This window comes from Lysinibacillus sp. NPDC097214, assembly GCF_050277945.1.
Taxonomy (GTDB): Bacteria; Bacillota; Bacilli; order Bacillales_A; family Planococcaceae; genus Lysinibacillus; species Lysinibacillus xylanilyticus_B.
Genome location: NZ_JBNNSS010000001.1, coordinates 120,439 through 139,860 on the forward strand (window position 1 = coordinate 120,439; position 19,422 = coordinate 139,860).

At 36.2% G+C, this 19,422-nt stretch carries 11 protein-coding genes, 1 pseudogene and 1 riboswitch; of the genes and pseudogenes, 3 read left to right on the top strand and 9 right to left on the bottom strand.

Annotated features, from left to right (window positions below; genetic code table 11):
• Positions 1-284: 284 nt before the first annotated feature.
• The 3 genes and pseudogenes from ACQKMI_RS00660 to ACQKMI_RS00670 form a co-directional block, all read right to left on the bottom strand.
• Positions 285-2,120, bottom strand: coding sequence for a vitamin B12-dependent ribonucleotide reductase (locus ACQKMI_RS00660; RefSeq protein WP_427486713.1), 1,836 nt, complete (start codon positions 2,118-2,120; stop codon positions 285-287).
• 298 nt (positions 2,121-2,418) lie between these two features.
• Positions 2,419-3,207, bottom strand: a pseudogene (locus ACQKMI_RS00665) (ribonucleotide reductase N-terminal alpha domain-containing protein); the annotation flags it as partial.
• A 201-nt stretch (positions 3,208-3,408) separates the two neighbouring features.
• Positions 3,409-4,239 carry a lipoate--protein ligase family protein gene (locus ACQKMI_RS00670; protein ID WP_323647118.1) on the bottom strand — a complete coding sequence of 277 codons (831 nt, stop codon included), beginning with the start codon at positions 4,237-4,239 and terminating at the stop codon, positions 3,409-3,411.
• Positions 4,240-4,524: 285 nt separating this feature from the next.
• Between ACQKMI_RS00670 and ACQKMI_RS00675 the strand changes: the two genes are divergently transcribed.
• Positions 4,525-4,908 carry a rhodanese-like domain-containing protein gene (locus ACQKMI_RS00675; RefSeq protein WP_323647197.1) on the top strand — a complete coding sequence of 128 codons (384 nt, stop codon included), beginning with the start codon at positions 4,525-4,527 and terminating at the stop codon, positions 4,906-4,908.
• 562 nt (positions 4,909-5,470) lie between these two features.
• Positions 5,471-5,547, top strand: a riboswitch (glycine riboswitch).
• A 162-nt stretch (positions 5,548-5,709) separates the two neighbouring features.
• Positions 5,710-7,062, top strand: a complete 1,353-nt coding sequence (locus tag ACQKMI_RS00680; RefSeq protein WP_427486717.1) for an amino acid permease — start codon at positions 5,710-5,712, stop codon at positions 7,060-7,062.
• Positions 7,063-7,220: 158 nt separating this feature from the next.
• Here the strand turns inward: ACQKMI_RS00680 and ACQKMI_RS00685 are convergent, their stop codons facing one another.
• The 5 genes from ACQKMI_RS00685 to ACQKMI_RS00705 all read right to left on the bottom strand — a co-directional run bounded on the left by ACQKMI_RS00685 (position 7,221) and on the right by ACQKMI_RS00705 (position 16,323).
• The gene (locus tag ACQKMI_RS00685) at positions 7,221-8,192 is read right to left on the bottom strand and encodes a glutaminase (RefSeq protein ID WP_427486719.1); all 972 of its coding nucleotides are present in this window, start codon (positions 8,190-8,192) and stop codon (positions 7,221-7,223) included.
• 139 nt (positions 8,193-8,331) lie between these two features.
• A complete protein-coding gene (locus ACQKMI_RS00690) occupies positions 8,332-9,747 on the bottom strand; it encodes a M20 family metallopeptidase (protein WP_427486720.1) in 1,416 nt (471 codons plus the stop codon).
• 16 nt (positions 9,748-9,763) lie between these two features.
• Positions 9,764-10,990, bottom strand: coding sequence for an MFS transporter (locus tag ACQKMI_RS00695; RefSeq protein ID WP_427486721.1), 1,227 nt, complete (start codon positions 10,988-10,990; stop codon positions 9,764-9,766).
• 438 nt (positions 10,991-11,428) lie between these two features.
• Complete coding sequence (locus ACQKMI_RS00700; RefSeq protein WP_427486722.1) at positions 11,429-12,733, bottom strand: hypothetical protein; 1,305 nt, start codon at positions 12,731-12,733, stop codon at positions 11,429-11,431.
• Positions 12,734-13,458: 725 nt separating this feature from the next.
• On the bottom strand, positions 13,459-16,323 hold the full coding sequence (locus ACQKMI_RS00705; protein WP_427486723.1) for a hypothetical protein: 2,865 nt from the start codon (positions 16,321-16,323) through the stop codon (positions 13,459-13,461).
• Between the two features lie 304 nt (positions 16,324-16,627).
• Here ACQKMI_RS00705 and ACQKMI_RS00710 point away from each other — a divergent pair, with 304 nt between their 5' ends.
• Positions 16,628-16,849: a hypothetical protein gene (locus ACQKMI_RS00710; protein ID WP_427486724.1), complete on the top strand. Its 222-nt coding sequence runs from the start codon at positions 16,628-16,630 to the stop codon at positions 16,847-16,849.
• A 329-nt stretch (positions 16,850-17,178) separates the two neighbouring features.
• Here ACQKMI_RS00710 and ACQKMI_RS00715 read toward each other — a convergent pair whose 3' ends face one another.
• On the bottom strand, positions 17,179-19,413 hold the full coding sequence (locus ACQKMI_RS00715) for an ATP-binding protein (RefSeq protein WP_427486726.1): 2,235 nt from the start codon (positions 19,411-19,413) through the stop codon (positions 17,179-17,181).
• Between the last annotated feature and the right edge of the window lie 9 nt (positions 19,414-19,422).

A 19,422-nucleotide genomic window follows, 5' to 3' on the forward strand; every position in this document is an offset into this window, starting at 1 on the left:
TCTGTTAAATAGATAATCAAATGGTTTTTTATTAAATTGATAGAAATTCATGCTGTCTATTTATTTTAATACCTTTTATCTTCCTAACGATGAAACATCCAGAAAGTTTAACTACGCCATATAATCCGCAGCCACTCCAGAGCCACGACCTTCTTTAATCCATTTTTACACTTGCGATGTTCTGGTTCTTTTGGACAAAAAAACCCTCCTTTAGATAATCATATCCAAAGGAGGGAAACAGTTAAACTTTATTTAAAATCTACAATAGACACTTTTTCAATATTTTATAGGCCACATTTTAACTGTGCAGCACAGTTTGTACATGTATTACAGCCACCGATTTCTTCTACAGTTCCTTTGCGGCATACTGGACAAGTATTCCCTACATCCGAACCAATAACTGTTGTCGATTCTAATGCTTGAATCGTATCTATTAATACAACAGGACGCTTCGTTGGTACTTCTACTAATTCTTCTTCAAATGATAGTTGATCCATATCATTTTCTTCAGCCTTAAGTGTCAGTACTTGTGAATCACGGCTACCATCTACATAAACCGTACCACCTTTAGCGCCACCTTTATATAAGCGCTCGTATACTTTTTCAACTTGTTGTACTGAATAACCTTTTGGTGCGTTTACAGTTTTTGAAATAGATGAATCAATCCATTTTTGGATGATACATTGTACATCAGCATGTGCCTCTGGTTTTAACTCCATCGCCGTAACGAACCACTCAGGAAGGTTATTCTCATCTACTTCCGGATGACGTTCTAAATATTCTTGAACGATTTCTGCTTTTACCTCGATGAATTTACCCAGGCGACCAGAACGGTAGTATGTGAATGAGAAGTATGGCTCAAGACCAGTTGCCACACCAACCATCGTACCAGTTGAACCAGTTGGAGCTACTGTTAGTAAATGCGAGTTGCGAATACCTGTTGCTAAAATTTGCTCTTTAATGTGTGCAGGCATTTTTTGCATAAAGCCTGTTTCAGTAAATGCTTTACGTAAACGTGCTGTTTCTTCCTCTGTTGCTCCTACAAGGAATGGGAAGCTGCCGCGTTCTTTTGCAAGCTCTGTTGACGCCTCATAAGCTGTCTCAGCAATCGTTTTAAAGATTTCATCAACTAGCTCATTACCCGCTTCTGAGCCATATTCTTTCTCACAATAAATTAATAAGTCCGCTAAGCCCATTACACCTAAGCCAACACGACGCTCTCCAAGAGCTTGTACACGGTTTTCTTCTAGGAAGTATGGTGTAGCATCAATAACATTATCTTGCATACGAACACCAACACGAACTGTTTCACGTAGTGCTTCGTAATCAATTGTTTGATCTTCTTTATTCGCAAACTGTGCTAAGTTCACAGCTGCTAAGTTACACACAGAATATGGTGCAAGTGGTTGTTCCCCACATGGGTTTGTCGCTACAACGCTTTGACCATAAGCTTTTGCGTTTGTCATGTCATTGGCGTTGTCGATGAAGAAAATACCTGGCTCTGCAGAGTACGTTGCACAAACGTTGATTAAATTCCATAATTCCTGCGCTTTAATCGTACGGTATGTACGTACTTTATAGCCCATTTTCTCCCATTCGCGCACGTCGCCAACTTTATGCCACTCACTGTTGTAAATAGCCATTTCTTCTTTTGTATATTCTTCAACAGCTGGGAAACGAAGCTCGAATTCAGCGTCATTTTCAACTGCTTCCATAAATTCTTTTGTTAATGTTACAGAAATATTTGCACCAGTTAAAAATTCTGAATTGTGAACAGTATAAGTACCGCCATCGCGTAGTTTGTTTTCCGCTTCACGAATAATAGCCGTATCAAAACCGCCTAAGCCTTCGATACCTTTATAGTTAACAATACCTTGGTACATAGCTTCCTCTTGAGATGAAAGAGGTTTAAAGTTTAATTTTTCTTTTGCTAGACGAATAATTGTTTTATCCGTTGTATTTTCGATTAGGTATCGTAGAATACGTGGATTTTGCATTTTTGAAATAATAAATTCCACGATATCAGGATGCCAATCTGCCAGCATAATCATTTGTGCCCCACGCTTCTTGTTACAAAAAAGTATTTTAAAACACTTTTTAGATGTGGTCATTTCTGCCACATTCTTATGCTTTCACATAAGATCAGACTATATCATCAAAGAATACTGTTCTTTGTCTCGCGCCTCATAAGAGCGTCACCGCCTCATATGATTTACTTCTTTCATACTTTGTCAAGCTTAGAAAGGTTCAATAGTCGTTGAACGTTCATCTACGTTTCCATAGATGCTTCGCTGCTGATTGCCCAATCTTTTCTTTTTTTAAGCATTCACGCCTAACTTCACAGTTTACGTTGTAGCAAGAAAAGCTCTCAGGGTGTTCCAGCAATTCACGAGATTTTAATCCCGCCGTTTTCGGTTAACGGGAACCACCTTGTTCAACAAGATGAGTCAGTTTCGCAATATCATCTAACCATGATACAGAACCAGATGATTTACCATTTACACCACGTGCTAAAGTGTTACGCGGACGCAATGTTGAACCATTTGTCCCTACACCACCACCGCGGCTCATAATTTCCATCACTTGCTTACGGTGATCACTTATTCCTTCACGTGAATCTGCTACAAATGGCATTACGTAACAGTTGAAGAAAGTTACATCTGTTTCAGATCCAGCTCCGTAAATAACTCGTCCAGCTGGAATGAATTTTAATGAAACTAGCTGCTCATAAAACTTCTCAAACCATTCTTGGCGCTTCTCTTGTGTTTTTTCAACAGCAGCAAGCCCTGTTGCATTTCGTTTTGCGATTTGTTCATAAAATATTTCAAGAGGCTTTTCTAGCACGTCAATTGAACGCGTAATCACACCCGTTTCTTGCTCTTTCGGATCATCTATAGCACTACGGTAATCTTCCTCAATCAAAATTTCCGCTGTTTTAGTAGACATATCAAGCTTTTGGATTGTCCCTAGACCACGTGCAGGGAATTTTGGATCTGCCTTCACTGTTAAGACGACGAAATCACCGGCTTTTAACGTTTTCTTCTCCGTATCCTTAAACGAGTAGCGATCGATCATCACAAGTCTTGATACACCTTTATGCGTAATGTGCATATCAGGTGTTACAGGATGAACCTGTGGAAATTGTTCAATATCTTTGTTTAACTGTTCAAATTTGTTTACTTCGGGTTGATGATTTGTGAGTACCATCGTTTTGCCTCCCTTATTTTCTTCATAAAAAATATAAATACACAATATCATGTGCGTTAAACACTACATATTGTGTATATGTCTTAAAAAAAGATACTATATATAGTTTTTTAATTCAACTCTTGCAATTTCGAACAGAATGCGAACTGCTTGTTATCACAAGGGTTGAACGATAAAAAAATATTTTTCTTATACCATTTTTTATTTTTTGAAGTTCCAATCATCACATGCATATTTTTTTTCTTCTAGTGCATGTACATATTCTAATTGCTCCTCAGAAAGTGTAAATGGTTTTAAATCAATTTGCAACGATTTTGCAAAACCATCTCTAAAAGCTGTCACACATTGTTCAATAGTCACGGGTTCTTTAACAAGGTTATTGATAGCAACCGCTTTCTCAGGCATCTTTCTACGCATACGTGCCTTCGCCTCTTCACTTGAAAAATTGAAGACAGACAATAATTTTTCTTGATCTAAATCAAGTAAAATAGCTCCGTGCTGTAAAATAACACCTTTCTGACGAGTTTGTGCACTACCTGCTACTTTTTTACCTTCTACTACAAGCTCATACCAACTTGGCGCATCAAAGCAAACTGCACTTTTAGGTTTCTTTAAGTCCGCTCTTTGTTCTTCGGTATTAGGCACACTAAAATACGCATCCATACCTAGATTATGAAAACCTTGCAATATCCCTTCGCTTAACACTCTATATGCCTCTGTCACTGATTCAGGCATATCTGGATAGCTTTCTGAAACAATGACGCTATATGTCAACTCATGTTCATGTAAAACGGCTCTACCACCTGTTGGTCGACGAACAAAGCCTAAACCTTGTTCTTGTACAGCTTCGAAATTAATATCTCTTTTCGCCTGCTGAAAATAGCCAATCGAAAGTGTTGCTGGCTCCCACTCATAAAAACGAATAACCGGTGGAATTAAACCTTCACTATGCCAATCGAGTAATGCTTCGTCTAATGCCATATTGAAAGATGGGCTACATTTCCCTGAATTTAGAAAATACCAAGTTGTCATATTTTCATCTCCTACGAATATTAAATTAACCTTTCCGAACGTGACAAAAAATAATGCTTCACAAAATTTTGACACCCTAGGTTTAGTTCTATTCTTTATTGAAGTAATCACCCACCCAATTCTAAGAATGGAGTGGAATGATTCTGTGACCTTTCACTAATAACATCCATACATATAGATAGATTAATTCTAGCCACAATCTAATTAATTTTATCAAACTCATTGGACTATCGCTAGCGCATCTTTTATAATAATAAAGAAGATAGAAAGGGGTAAGAAATTTTGTTGAACATACTTATCACAATCGGTGTTATTTTAGTAGTTGTAATTGCATATATCGGCATCAATGCACTACGACTAAAAAAAGCCGTAACAAACCTAACACAAGAACAATTTATTGAAGGCTATCGTAGAGCACAGCTTATCGATGTACGTGAGCAAAAAGAATTTGATGCAGGTCACATTCTTGGTGCACGAAATGTTCCTTCAACAACTCTACGTCAACGTCACAAAGAAATTCGCCCAGATTTACCAGTATATTTATACTGTCAAAATACAGGCCGTAGCGCACGTGCTGCTCTATTTCTTAAAAAACGTGGCTACAACCAAATTTACCAACTTCAAGGCGGCTTCCGTACTTGGACAGGTAAAATAAAGTCCAAAAAATAATTTTTAAAAATCGTTAAGGCATTAGTGACTGCTATAAATAAGTTTACTCACGGAAACTAAGTAAATTTATTTATATATACCTATCTCACTTTGTTTTAAACAAAAAAACCATCTCAAATGACTATGAGATGGTTTCTTTTTTGCAAAAAATTCTGAGTTTCTACTATATTATATTTATTGTTTAACGTCTGACAACTTATTTCTTGCTCACCAAGTTCTTGATCGTACTTAGGCCAGAAAAAAGTAGAGCAACAACGTGAGGCAATATAATACTCACATTCAACTTCCTGTACCCAAATTCTAGCTGCTTCCCTCACACGTTCCTCGCCTCTTTTAACCCTTCATACCAAACACTAACTATTATCCATATTTTAACGTATGTCTAAAAATACTATTTTTCGTAAAATATTTACCTAGACGAACTCCAATCTTCTTTTTTTCAGAAAATGACTGAAATTTACCCTTGAATAATTATGGTAGCACTGATAGGATGTATAATATCTTAAAATAATGTCATAAGACATACAATACAAGCTATGAATGCTATGGATAAAACTATAGCAGGAGCAGTTCTGGAGAGAGCGCATTTTGCGTCGCCGAAGGGTTCACTATCTCAGGCAAAAGGACAGAGGAGTAATATCAACTTTCATCATGAAAGCTATACCACACGAATGTTTTCTTTTTTTGCATACAACATTCGCAATTGGTATTTGTTATTCTGTCGTTTACGAGACTAGTGTCACTACTAGTCTCTTTTTTATTTCCAGTCATAGTTTTTACGTATCTTTGAGGGGGAGCAACGTGGAACAACAACAACAATTAAAACGTGATTTAAAAAATCGCCATGTGCAGCTCATTGCGATTGGCGGAACAATCGGTACTGGTTTATTTTTAGGCTCTGGTAAAGCCATTGCTTTAGCAGGACCTTCCATCATCTTTGCCTATCTAATTGTAGGAACCGCCTTATTTTTCGTCATGCGGGCGTTAGGTGAACTTTTATTATCAAATGCTGGCTATACATCATTTACTGATTTCGCATCCGAATACATAGGTCCTTGGGCAGGTTACATCACCGGCTGGACATACTGGTTCTGCTGGATTATGACCGCTATGGCAGATATTATTGCTGTCGGCGTTTATGTACAATATTGGTTTGATATACCACAATGGGTGCCTGCAATTGGCTGTTTAGTACTGTTATTAATGTTGAATTTATTAACTGTAAAACTATTTGGCGAACTAGAATTTTGGTTTGCACTTATAAAAATCATTACAATTGTTGCACTGATTGTGATTGGACTATTCATGTTATTTACAGGTTTTCAAACAAGCTCTGGTACAGTTTCTGTTGAAAATCTTTGGGCACATGGCGGGTTATTCCCGAATGGCCTACACGGATTCCTAATGGCATTCCAAATGGTTGTTTTCGCTTTTGTTGGCGTCGAGTTAGTAGGGGTTTCTGCTGCTGAAACGGCCAATCCAAAAAAAAATATTCCTTCTGCCATTAACAAAATTCCATTACGCATTTTATTATTCTACGTAGGGGCGTTATTTGTTATTTTATGCATTAATCCTTGGAATGAAATGTCTGCCTCTAGTAGTCCATTTGTACAAGTATTTACACTAGTTGGTATCCCAATTGCTGCAGGCATTATAAATTTTGTCGTTCTAACATCTGCTGCTTCGGCTGGTAATAGTGGTTTATTTTCTACAAGCCGCATGCTTTTTAATCTTGGAAACAACAAGCAAGCTTCGCCAACGTTTGCAAAGCTCAATAAAAACAGTGTACCGAGTAACGCACTTGTTGTGTCTACAATTGTTGTATCCGCTGGTGCATTACTAAGTAAATTAATGCCTGAAAACGCCTTTAGTGTTGTGACAACAATTAGTGCCATTTGCTTTATCTGGGTGTGGAGTATTATTTTAATCTCTCATATCATCTATAAACGTAAAAATCGTGCACTTCATGAAGCATCAATTTTCAAGGCACCTTTCACTCCGTTCGTGAACTATTTAGTACTTGCCTTCTTTGCATTTCTATTAGTAGTGATGTTCATTTCAGAGGCAACACGTACAGCATTACTATTGACACCAATTTGGTTTATTTTGCTGCTGATTATTTATAAGATGAAAAGAAAGAAAGCAATACGCTAAGTTGTATTGCCCTGGATAGTGACACTTTAAGCAATGTGAAGCTATTCAGGGCTTTTTTATTGCAAATTAACGGTATAATATTGGCGGATGTTTAAAAATCCGCTGAAAGAAGTAAAAAAAGATGACTCCATATACTGAAGTCATCTTTCTTTCATTGGTTAAAAAATATTCATATTCCACTCGGTAGCGATATGCTTAAGTAAATTCACTCCTGCTACGCTGTTCCCGATGTCATCAATTGCTGGTCCATAGATGCCAATACCGCACCCAGCAGGAAAAGGTGAATCTAAGCCTGCATGACTTGGCACAGCCGCCAAAATCGCTCCAGAAACGCCACTTTTAGCGGGTAACCCGATAAATGCAGCAAATTTACCAGAAGCATTATACATACCGCAAGTAACCATCAATGCCTTTGCTAATTTTGCTACTTGCTTAGGAAAAAGCTGTGTTTTTGATAGAGGATGATAGCCATCATTGGCGATTACTAATCCAATCATCGCTAAATCCGAAACATTTACTTCAATCGCACATTGTTTCAAATAAACCTCCAATGCCTCCTCTACAGGACAGTCTAAAAAGCCAGAATCCATTAAATAATAGGCTAATGAACGATTTCGATTTGCAGTTTGCCACTCAGATTGATAAACCTCTTCATTAACCTTTAATTCCTTGCCAACCATTTGTTCTAAAAATTGGAGAATTTTCGAAACCTTCTCTTGCGGTGAATTTCCGGAAAGCATAGAGGATACTGTAATAGCCCCTGCATTAATCATTGGATTAAAAGGTTTTCCAGGCTGATGGCTTTCAAGACGAATGATGGAATTAAAGGTATCTCCTGTAGGTTCAACATCTACTCGCTCTAAAACGTACGGTAACCCCCGATCCATACACGCTAAAATAAATGTAACGACCTTTGAAACACTTTGCAGCGTAAATAGTTCCGTTGTCTCTCCGGCTTTCATTTCGTCATTATTAGTACCGATAATCGAAATCGCTAATTGATTCGGATCTTTTTCAGCTAAAGCAGGAATATAACTTGCGCATTGTCCCTCTTTAGCAAAAGAACGAAACTGTTCCACCCATTCTGCCGCAAGGTGATTATTATTGTGATTGATATGTTCTGTCGGCATTTTGTGATCTCCTTTCAAAAAACGGCATATTACGCCATAACTACTCAATAAGTACACTTAACTAAGAAAAAACTTAATAATAGGCAAAAACAGAGTCTCCATAGTTTACCCTACGAAGACTCTTTTTGGTATAACTTTTTTAAAGTTTTGGAGGCTTAGTATCTTCTGGAATTAGCGAAATATAAGTCTCCCCATCTAGACGTTCTTTCCATTCTTTTTTAGCCTCTTCAATAAGTGATGGATTATCAATTAGATCCACAGCAGTGCAAGCCATAATTTTTGCTGCTTGTAACATCCCTTTATGTGCTATTGGCATAACACCCTGTGAGACAACCTGCCAAGTATGAAGTGGTGTACCTAGTGCCATACATACAGTTGTACATTGAACAGTTGGGACATTCCAGCTTACATCTCCAACGTCCGTTGATCCACCCAATATAAATTCTGGTAGGACACTTGGGATGTGATTCGCAATAACTTTACCTTGTAGTTGAACAACATCTTCTTTTTTTAGACCCACTAACGATGATGCCTGAATTTCAGGCGTAAATGTATTAAAAATAGCTTGGGCATGTTGTTCATCTTCACTTGTATATGTGGGCATTCCTAAATCCATTATTTGTTTTTGCATCGCATCATATAGTGTTTTATTTGGAATAAGGTTTGACGCAGCTCCCTCAAAGGCGATTTCTAACGATGTTTCAGTCATTAACGTTGCACCTTTAGCAATATTTTCAACACGTTGATAAATCTCTTGTACTTGATGCTTTTTAGGCGCTCTTATTAAGTATGTCACCTCTGCATATGGTTGAACGACATTTGGAGATGTTCCTCCTGTGTTTGTAACCGCATAATGCACGCGCGCTTCTGGAATGATATGTTCACGTAAATAGTTTACCCCAACATTCATGAGTTCAACTGCATCTAATGCACTCCGTCCCAAATGTGGCGCTGCTGCTGCATGTGCACTTTTTCCCGTAAACTTAAACGTAACAGCGTAGTTTGCTAGAGAGCTGCAAGTCATCACAGTTGTAAATGTACCAGGATGCCAAGATATTGCAATATCGACATCATCAAAAATACCAGCCTTCGCCATATAAGCTTTACCTGATCCATTCTCCTCTGCTGGACAACCGTAGAAACGAATTGTCGCTGATTGATTGTTTTGCTCTAAGTAATCTTTCACCGCAACAGCAGCAGAGAATGCTCCTGTACCTAATAAGTTATGCCCACAACCATGGCCACTTTTTCCGTCCTCTAATGGTTCGAAATGAGTAGCCCCTCCTTTTTGACTCAAACCAGGGAGTGCATCATATTCACCGAGAAAGGCAATAACCGGCTTTCCAGATCCATACGTTCCTACTAGTGCTGTATCAAGACCTGCAATTCCAAGTTCTGTTGCAAAGCCCTCTTTTTCTAAAGCTGCCTTCATATATTGAACAGATTTCTTTTCTTGAAAATGAAGTTCGGGTACTGCCCAGATAGCATCACTTAATTGAATACTAGCATCCCTTTTTGACTCGACTAATGACGAAATTTTTTCATGTACACTCATATTTTTATACCCCCTATTATGAATTCAAAAGACTTCCTTTTTGATCATTTAACGTTAAAAGTGAAATAATACAAATGCCTGCAAATCCAATTAACATCCAAAATGCTGCATCGAAGGAACCGTTAAAAGCATCTACCATAAAGCCGATTGCCATCGGCGTTACAAATCCAGCTAATTGCCCGCCTGTATTAGCAACCCCCATTGCGGAACCTGTAATAGAAGAAGGTAGTTTCTTTAACACAATGGCAGGTAGTAATGTAATGACAAATGCAATAAATAAAGTAACGACCGTTTGATAACCAATAAACATCGTTACCGACTTCGCTGTAAACATGAAGTACAATAAAATACCAATAACTCCACATGAAATCGAGCCTAAAATCTTGTCCATTCCTCGTGGCAGCTTATCAATGAGATAACCGCTACCATAAATACCGATAATAGTAGTGATGGCTGGAATTGTTTGCGCCCAACCAATCGACATTAAATCGAGTCCACGATTTTTTTGGAGGTACGTTGGAATCCATGAAACTAACCCCCAGTTCACCGCATAAATACAGAAATAAGCAATCATTAAATTCCACATTAGCGGTGTCTTAAAGAGTTCCTTAAAGTTAACTTTCGCAGAAGCGTTTTCTTTACTATTACCACTTTCCACTACTTCCTCATGTGGAAGTTTGATATATTTCCAATATAAAAATGCAATAATGGCACCAATCGCACCAATTACAACAAACATCGTACGCCAACCAATTGTTCCTAACAAATAAGCTGCGAGTAAAGGTACGATTAACGAAACGATGCCTCCAGAGGAAAGCATAATTGACATCGCTCGTCCTCGTTCTTCTCTCGGGAAAATCGTCGCAATAATTTTAGCGCTAGATGGTTGGAACCCACCTTCCCCAATACCAAATAAAAATCGAATGATAACCATTGCAACTAAAGACCAAGCTAGTGCTGTTAAACCTGTAAATATCGACCACATAATTACTGAAAAAAGTAAGATTTTTTTAGCACCAAACTTATCAGCCAGCCAGCCACCAGGGATTTGCATAATTGCATAGCCTAAAAAGAAAGCACTTAAAATAATTCCAGTAGAAGAAGCATCTAAATTTAAATCACCAGTAATCGATACTACTGCATAGTTCATGATGTAACGATCTAGATTTCCTAATGACCATCCTAAAAATAAGAGTACAAGGATTAGATTTCTGGATTTTTTTGTTATTTCATTCGTTGTCATTACTATCCCTCCCATTGTTTAAACTGCGTCGCTGCAATTTATAAAAGCTCTCTAGTTACCGAATATTGCGACAACCAAAACTCTTATTCTTCCATTCCGATATCCTTTGCGACCTTTATATACTATTTCTCATCTCTCCCTATTTAAGAAAATTTGCCCCATTTATATAGCGACATTTTCGTTATATATTCGTATAATAATCGACTTTTTATAAATTGACAATATTATTTTGAAAATTTTTAATAGATAGTCGCATAAAAAATGGTGTCTATCCTACGTTATAAAAACTGGGAAACCGTTGATTTATCTACACTTTTTAAACATTCGTCGAAAACGAACAATAACTAAAAATTTTCTGTAACTTTCTATTTCCTCCAAACAAAAAATGCCCTAAAAACCATTCATTGGTTTAGGACATTTTATATTCCAAGTGCTTGACTACATCACAAGCTGATATATTTTTATTGGTCTACCACGTGTATGCTGTAATTCTTCTCCACAAATTTCCGCTAAACCTACACTACATAAATCAACCACGATGCGCTGTGCATTTCGTTCACTCATTTGAAGCTGTGCGGCTAAATCCTTTGTCGTAAAATGCTTCCAGCTCATTTTTTGAACTAGCGCTTGTATTCTTGTAAAGTTTTTAATGCTAACACTGCCCTTTTTTAATTTTTCAAGGATAGTGGGATCCTCAGCTCGATAAGAATACGTTAGCTCCTCGCTATTACCGACAGATTCAATCATTGTGCCATCATCTTGAATCATGACAATATCAATCGATTCATGTTCCTTCGTTTGACGCAAAGCTCTATGCGCATTTAATTCGGCATTAAATACCGTTTGCGCAAAACCTATTCCTGCTGTGACCTTTGCCTCCATTTCAATGGACAGCTGGTACATTTTTTCCTTGATGAATTGAATCTGCCCTTCAATTGCACCCCTAGTACTGAAAATTGTATATCTCCCATTTCCTTCTTCGATTAAGGAGCCATCAATCTGTTCGCATACTTGCAGTAAGTTTTCCTTCACGCGCAATTCTAAATATTGAATACGATATCCTTGCTTCATTCTTTCCTTCAATGAATCGAATTCTTTTATTTCGAGCATGACAGCACCAATTTGCGTTTCTTTATAATACGACGTTTTAATTTTTTCGGTAAATAGCTGTACAGTATGGTAAATTTCTGTTCTTGTAGGCGATACCCAATAGGAGGGAACGCCCCTCTTTTTCAGCTCTTCATCGACTGACGGGTAACATGTTATCGCAAAATCGATTTTCCCTTTCAGCCATAGGTCATAATGGAAATCAAATAATTCTTTCGGATCAATGGCCACATCAAATTCCTTTAAATACATGTTCCTTACATTTTTCTCTATCTCCGCCAACCCTTCTGACGCCTTTTGTGCAGGTGATGAGATAATATCAATACTGACATTCTCAATAACTTTCCCCATTTTATAGGATTGCTCAAAAAAGCCTTTGTAAATGGCCGCTTCAGAAAAGATAATATGTGCTAGCTTATCCTGTGATACGCTTGTCTGACTAGCAATTTTATAAGGTATGTATCCCGAAAATAGCCAAAAATCAACATCTTGATTATAGGTTTCCACAAGATGTTTCGTTTCTGTAGCAATCGAATAAATATATGGAATAAACTCCATATCCTGTTCGATTTCATGTGCTAACTCGATAATTTTTTCTACGGATTTTATTGGGCCAACAACACCTATTTTATACATCTTTAGTTCCTACCTTCTATGTCAAACTACTTTTGTTTTGACAAACAATTCTCAATTATTATACAGATTAACTATAAATAGTATATCGAAGAATTGATATTCTACACAAATAAAAAAAGATAAATTTAACAAAAGGGCTTTTTCTACTGAAAAATAATGGCATCAATGAAATTAAGGGTGTCATATTAAATAAAGTATAGCTTTTGCGCAAAACGAGTAGGTTGATTTCCGTTCCGACTGGGCGCTTTGTTGCTGACGCTTCGCTTTCGCACAGATAAAACATTTGCCGCTGACGCTTCGCTTTCGCGCAGAGCAGAGCTTCCTGGGGGCGTCCGATGAGCCGCTTTTGTTGTTGCTGTCGCTTCGCTTTCGCACAGTTAAAACATTTGCTGCCGCTACGTTAACACTACGCTTTCGCACAGAAAACATCCGCTGCGCTCCAGGGTCTCGGGCCAACACGATGTTGGTCACGAAGGCGTTATCACAGGATGTGATGGTTTTAGCCTTCGTTCCTCTATTGCTGATCCCCAAGGAGTCGCCCAGTCTCCACTCCAATCAACTTATCCAAATAATTTTTAACATAATGTCATCCAACTTTAGAATTTTATCGATAAACTTTCACGTTTTATCACCCAACTTTTAATTTTTATCGACATCCTCATACCAGGCGCGCACATTAAAACCCCGAATAATTTCGTTATCCGGGGTTTGGGCTTTAAACAATTTTATAAATCGTTTACATACATTTTCTTATATAAAATTTCTAATTTTTTTGAGAGCTTACCATAGGCAGTTTGCCAAGCTTTACGAGCTGCTGCATTATCGTCTGTCAAAGGTACATAAAGAGCATGTACATCAGCTACCTTTTTTAAATCACTCTCGGCCTGTGTTAGCTTAGAATAATTTTTTACGACGCTCTTTTCTGAAGCACTAAGGCCATCATATGTTGTACGGATTTCTTTTACTTTAGTTTCCAAATCATCAATATATTCACCATTTACTTGCAGTGAATTAATTGATTCAACTAATTTCAAAGCACTTTCATTAGACTGTTGTTGACCTTTATCCTTATCGATAATGGATTGTCGTATTTCTGGACTGACTAAACTCATTTGTTTTGATGTTAGCTTATTAAAAGCTTTAATGACAGTTGTTGGGTTACTCGTAAATGATTTTTCATACGTCTTCATAAATGATTCTACTTTTTTCACATCAGAAACCGCTGTTGTTAAGATCGACGCATTCGTAATACGTTTTTTATCACTAGAGCTCAGCTTATTATAGTAGGTTGAAAGCTCTTTAATTTTTTCTATTGAAACTGTATACGTATCATTTGAGACAATATTTGCAATTTCATTATTTAATGTTGTGATATCTGGTGTATTCCCATCTCCAGGGCGATTATTAAGCAAATCTTCATATTGCTGTTTTGCTAAATACTGTTGATTTGCAGGTAGCTTAGCATATGCAGTTTGTACTGTTTGAATTTTTTTCGCTTGTTTCGCTGCATCGGTTTCTTCTCTGGCAGTTTGCACTTTTTTATGGAATGACTTAACACCAGAAAGATCTTTACTCGCAGCTGTTAATAAATAATAGTTTGTTACGTATTTGCGTCCACCTGAAGATAGGTTTTTATATTTTGTTGTTGCTGCATTTACAGCACTTTCGAATTGCGCAAATGTATATTTCGTTACATTAGCAAGCTTCTCAACTTCGGTTTTTAAAGCCAATGCAGCCGCTTTATCAGCAGGTTCCTTACCATTTACGTTAACTGTAATAGTCGGTGTATTTAATAAAAAATCGTTTGCATTATAAACAAGTGATTGTTGTAAACTAGTTAACTTATTATAAGCTTTCAGTACATTCGTATAGTTCGTTTTTAACTTACTTTCAGCTACCCCTGGCGTTTCTGAAAGCTTTTGATAAGCGTCCATGTCCTTAATCATTTTTTCAGCTGTTTTAAAATCCTTTTGTAAAGTTACCAAGCTATCATAACCGACAATTTTCGCCGCTGAATTTTTCGTTAAACCCTTATATTCATTAATAATACGGTTTACATTATTGACATGTCCTTGCCAAGAATCTTTTGATGGATCTATAGGGTAACTGTCATCCACATCTCCGACATAACTGTCAATCTCTCTATTTAAGTTGTCTATTTGATTGTTTTCTGCGTTTTCACCTTGAAGTAATGTATTCATATAATTTGTTGGTACTAGTTGTAGTTGTTTATATGTTAGTTTTTCATAAGCCGTACGTATTGATTTTGCTGTAGTCACCTGTTTGCTAGGTGTATCTTTAGGTGACAGCTTATCGAAAAGTTTAATAAATTGTTCAATTTTTTTGATGTCCGACTTAGCATCACTTAAAATTGCTTGATTTTGAACAGTTGCTCGGTAATTTTGAGATAATTTTGCTATATCCTTTTCAATTGTTTCTACTGCTGATTTTAAAGATTCGATGCTAGTAGGTACATACGTAACAAAAGAATTTTTATAGTCTAATAATGCAACAATTGCCTGATTTAGTCTTCTAACTTCTTTAAAGTCTTCGATATCTGACGTATCTTTCAAAATGTTTTTAATGCTATTGTATAAGGCATCGTTTAGGTCTAAGCTACGTTGTAATAAATCCAACTTATCATAGGCCTCTTCAATTTCTTTTAAATATTTTGACAGATCTTTTTCATTCACTTCATTAACCTTATCTACTTTCTCATTTAACTTGCTTATTAAATCTACATCTACAACCGCTCTCTTTAATACATCATAATTTTTCACATTCGCTTTTGCTGCAGCCGATAGTGCTTGATATTTACTTTCTAATGCCGTTACTTCCGCCTTAAAAGATTCTAGACTTGTTACATTATATTTGTTGTCATTTACTAATAAAGTTTTAATTTCTTCAATCATTGAATCAGATGGTTCATTAGATACTGTTACCACATCAGAAACAACAGATTCTACCAAAGATGTTCCTACCTTTGCCTGTACTTTAACCATAATATCTGTGATGCCATCAGTTAAAGCATTAGTAGGAATTCTGTATGTGTCGTTAGTAGCTCCATCAATTATTGTGAAGGATTCACCAACTTTATAAAACCATTGATAGCTGTATTTAATTTGATTGCTTTGTAACTTTGCCCCAGCATCATCGGTTACAATTGCCCCTCCTACTTGTACCAATTCACCAGGTACTGCATAGTTTGAACTACTTTCAATTCTTGGCGCAGTTATTGAAAGTTTTAATTCATTAATCGAACGGGGTTCACTCTTATACTTATCGCCATTTGTTGTAGTCGCTTCCACGAAAACTGCTTTGCCTGCCGCTTCTACTGGTATTATAAATGACGCTGCTGTGGCACCAGAGATTGGTTTATTCTTTGAATCATTGGAACCATCTACATAGTACCATTGATAACCTTTAACAATTGAGTTTGCTGGTAAGTTTTCGATAGAAGCTTTTAACGTTTCATTTACTGTATTTTTCCCTGTGACTGTAACTGTATCAGCTCCCACAGCCCCTGCGACTGTTGGTACAAATAGAGCTGCTGGAATAGCTGCTGCTGTGAAAAGTAACTTTTTATTCAAATTTCCATACCTCCTCTATCATCTATTGAATTATATCGGCTACTTTCTTAAGAATTCTCTTCATTTTATAGAAAAGTTCTAAAAAGCATACTTCCTCCCTATTCCAAAACATAAAATAATACTATTTTGATTTCACTCGGATTTTCATACTATTTATTCCCCCTCTATGTTTTTACATAAAATGATGCTCACTTGAATTAATGAGCTCCAAAACGACTAAAGAAAAAGACATCATCGAATATTGATGAGGATTAAGGAGCCTAATAGCATAGACGTGTTTCTAGTTTTAAGAAATATATGTATAATGCAACTATTAATAGGAAACAAGAAGCTTGGTGGAATTATGGAAAATCTTTACGAACCTAGTTTAACAAGCAAAGATGTAGATTGGACAAGAAGCTACGAGATTAGTCATCTATTTTTCGTTGCTTTGTTTGGTGGTATTTTAGCCATTGCCGCATTATGTATACAAAACGCGAAATGGCTCAAAATCAAAAAAACACATACAGTTATTAACGATTATTAGTATTGTACTTATTATTGCGAAGCTTGCAGTCGTTAACGCAATCGGGCAACAAATACTAGACATAGATAAAAAGTATATCAAATTTGTTGGCCGACGGTTCGGGGCCGTTTGTTTTTTCATCTTCTTACCCCACTACTTCTTCTGTTGGATCAGTATTAAAACGAAGCTAATCGCCTTCACTATTTTCAGCAATTGGAATCCATTTTTCATGCAAAAGCGTATTAGAACACAAAGTAACCTCCCAATCCATACATGTACTATACATTCTGCACAGTACAAAAAGATTAGGAGGTGTGAACATGGTTCATCTCTTTCTTTCTATTCATCGATTATCCTCTACTATGAGCTGGTCTTCTATTATAAGTATCGTAGTCGTAGGCATAGGCATGGGTATGATTCCTTTCATTTACTTTAATTCGAATGGACATTCCTTCTCCTACATGGGTGTTGATAGAAAACTGTCCATGAAAGGCCTGTACCCTATCTTGCATTCCTCTGATCCCCATTGAATCAGCAAGAATGATTTCATCTATTTTACATCCTACACCATCATCAGAATAATTAATTTCAAAACCATCTTCTGTTTCTAATAGATGAATTTCGACAGTATTGGCGTGTGAATGCTTCAAGGCATTGTTCATTAACTCTTGGAACAGCCGATAAATCATCAAGTTTAAACGCTCATCCTCTAAATATAGCCGATCAATTGTGTAAATTAAAACAAAATCAGCACGCTTATGCACTTTTTGTATAAGCTTCTCAAGCGCAGCATTTAATCCTAATGTATCTAATAATGGCGGCTTCAAATTTTCACAGTAACCTCTTAAATCCTTTAAAGATGTAATCATGTGTTCATGAATCTTTGGAAGACCCGATTGAATATCCGTCTTTTTCTTTGCATGGATAAATACATTCATTTCCCTAGCAATATGGAGTTGCTCCTGTAATATCGTATCATGAAGCTCTTGAGCTAATTGATATTTTTCTTGTTCAAATCGAAGCCAAAGCAACTTATTGAGCCATGGTAGCTGACTTTTATCAGCCTCTTTCATATGCTTTAACTGCTCTAATAAATCTTCCACCATTTTCGTATTTTCTATAAAATTATTTACATATAAAAGCAATAATTCAAGCCATAATAATTCCTCATCCTTTAGATGAATAGATTTATTATGGTCTATGATTAGTAGTCTTTTATAATTTACATCTTGGTGAATAAAGGCAATATAAAAATGCTCTGTCTTCTTTATATCTCCCAAGCGGAGTTGCTCAAGCTGTATTTCGTTCAATTGATTTTGAGTATATTCTTTGGATGTGACTGTGGAAGTAATTTGATGTGTTTGCAAATCGTAGGTTAATACGTAAACATGTTTAATCTCAAGATGTAACGCAATTTCTAGAACAAATCTCTCAAGCAAGTCTTCAATCTTTACGACCCTTCCAATACTATCAACAGTCGTATACAATCGATGGATATAATCCCCTTTAGTTGAAAAAAGAATTTTTCGCTTATGATAATCTATTTTCTCTTTAATGTAGAAAAGTGCTATTAATGAAAAGAACGTAAACAAGAAAATTTCTGTCATACTTGAAATAGATAAATCAGTAAGCCAATAAAGGCCCAATAACAGCCAACTAGTAAAAACAAATGAAAAATTAAAATAATGGCGTAAACGAGTAATAAAGTATTCCATATCAAATATACGTTCAGTGAGCTGTGTGCATATAAAGCCGTATGGGATAAGAATCAAGAATAAAGAGCATACTTCACCGGAGAGTAGGTGCATTCGGAAAATAATTTCTGGTATAGCAAATAAAAAAAGAAATGGTAAGAAAGGGATAATAATGCTTAATAAAAACACTTTCAATTGAGGGGTTTTATATTTTAAATACCCTATCCCTAAAACACTAAAAATTATTATTAATAAAATAAAAAATAACCATAGAGTAAAATTAGAAAATAAAGGATTCATAGACGGATAGACAATACTAAAAAAGCTAAGAACAGCTATCACTAAAGGTACTACATATATTATTTTAATGTTGTAAATTAATAGCCATTTTAAATGGAAAAATAAAAAATAATTTCTTAAAAAGTGAATCAATAGAACAAGACAAAGAATCATGCTACTTCGATTTACGACAGTTCCAACACTATCTAACCTTCCAGATGCACCAATACTAACATAAGCCAAAGATACTGTAAGAATAAACAAAATAAGTAAATTTATCAAACTCGAATTCTTTTGCTTATAATATAAGAAGATAGAAATAATTAGACTTAATAAGTAAAAACATGCCGGTAGAATCAATATATACAAAAGTTGTTCAGGAATGGCCAATGCGTCTATTTGTATATGAATTAACTGTCTATCTTCCTTCACCAACGTTAACTCTTTAGCGACCCTAATAATAGGATCATATTTTATATTTTCATTAATATTTTCGCCATCAACTTCTAATATAATATCTCCTGTTGAAATTCCATGCGAATCTGCCCATCCCTTAGAATATGGTTCAATTACTAACCATTGTCCATTCTCTTCTTTTAACTTAATTCCCAAAAAAGGCGT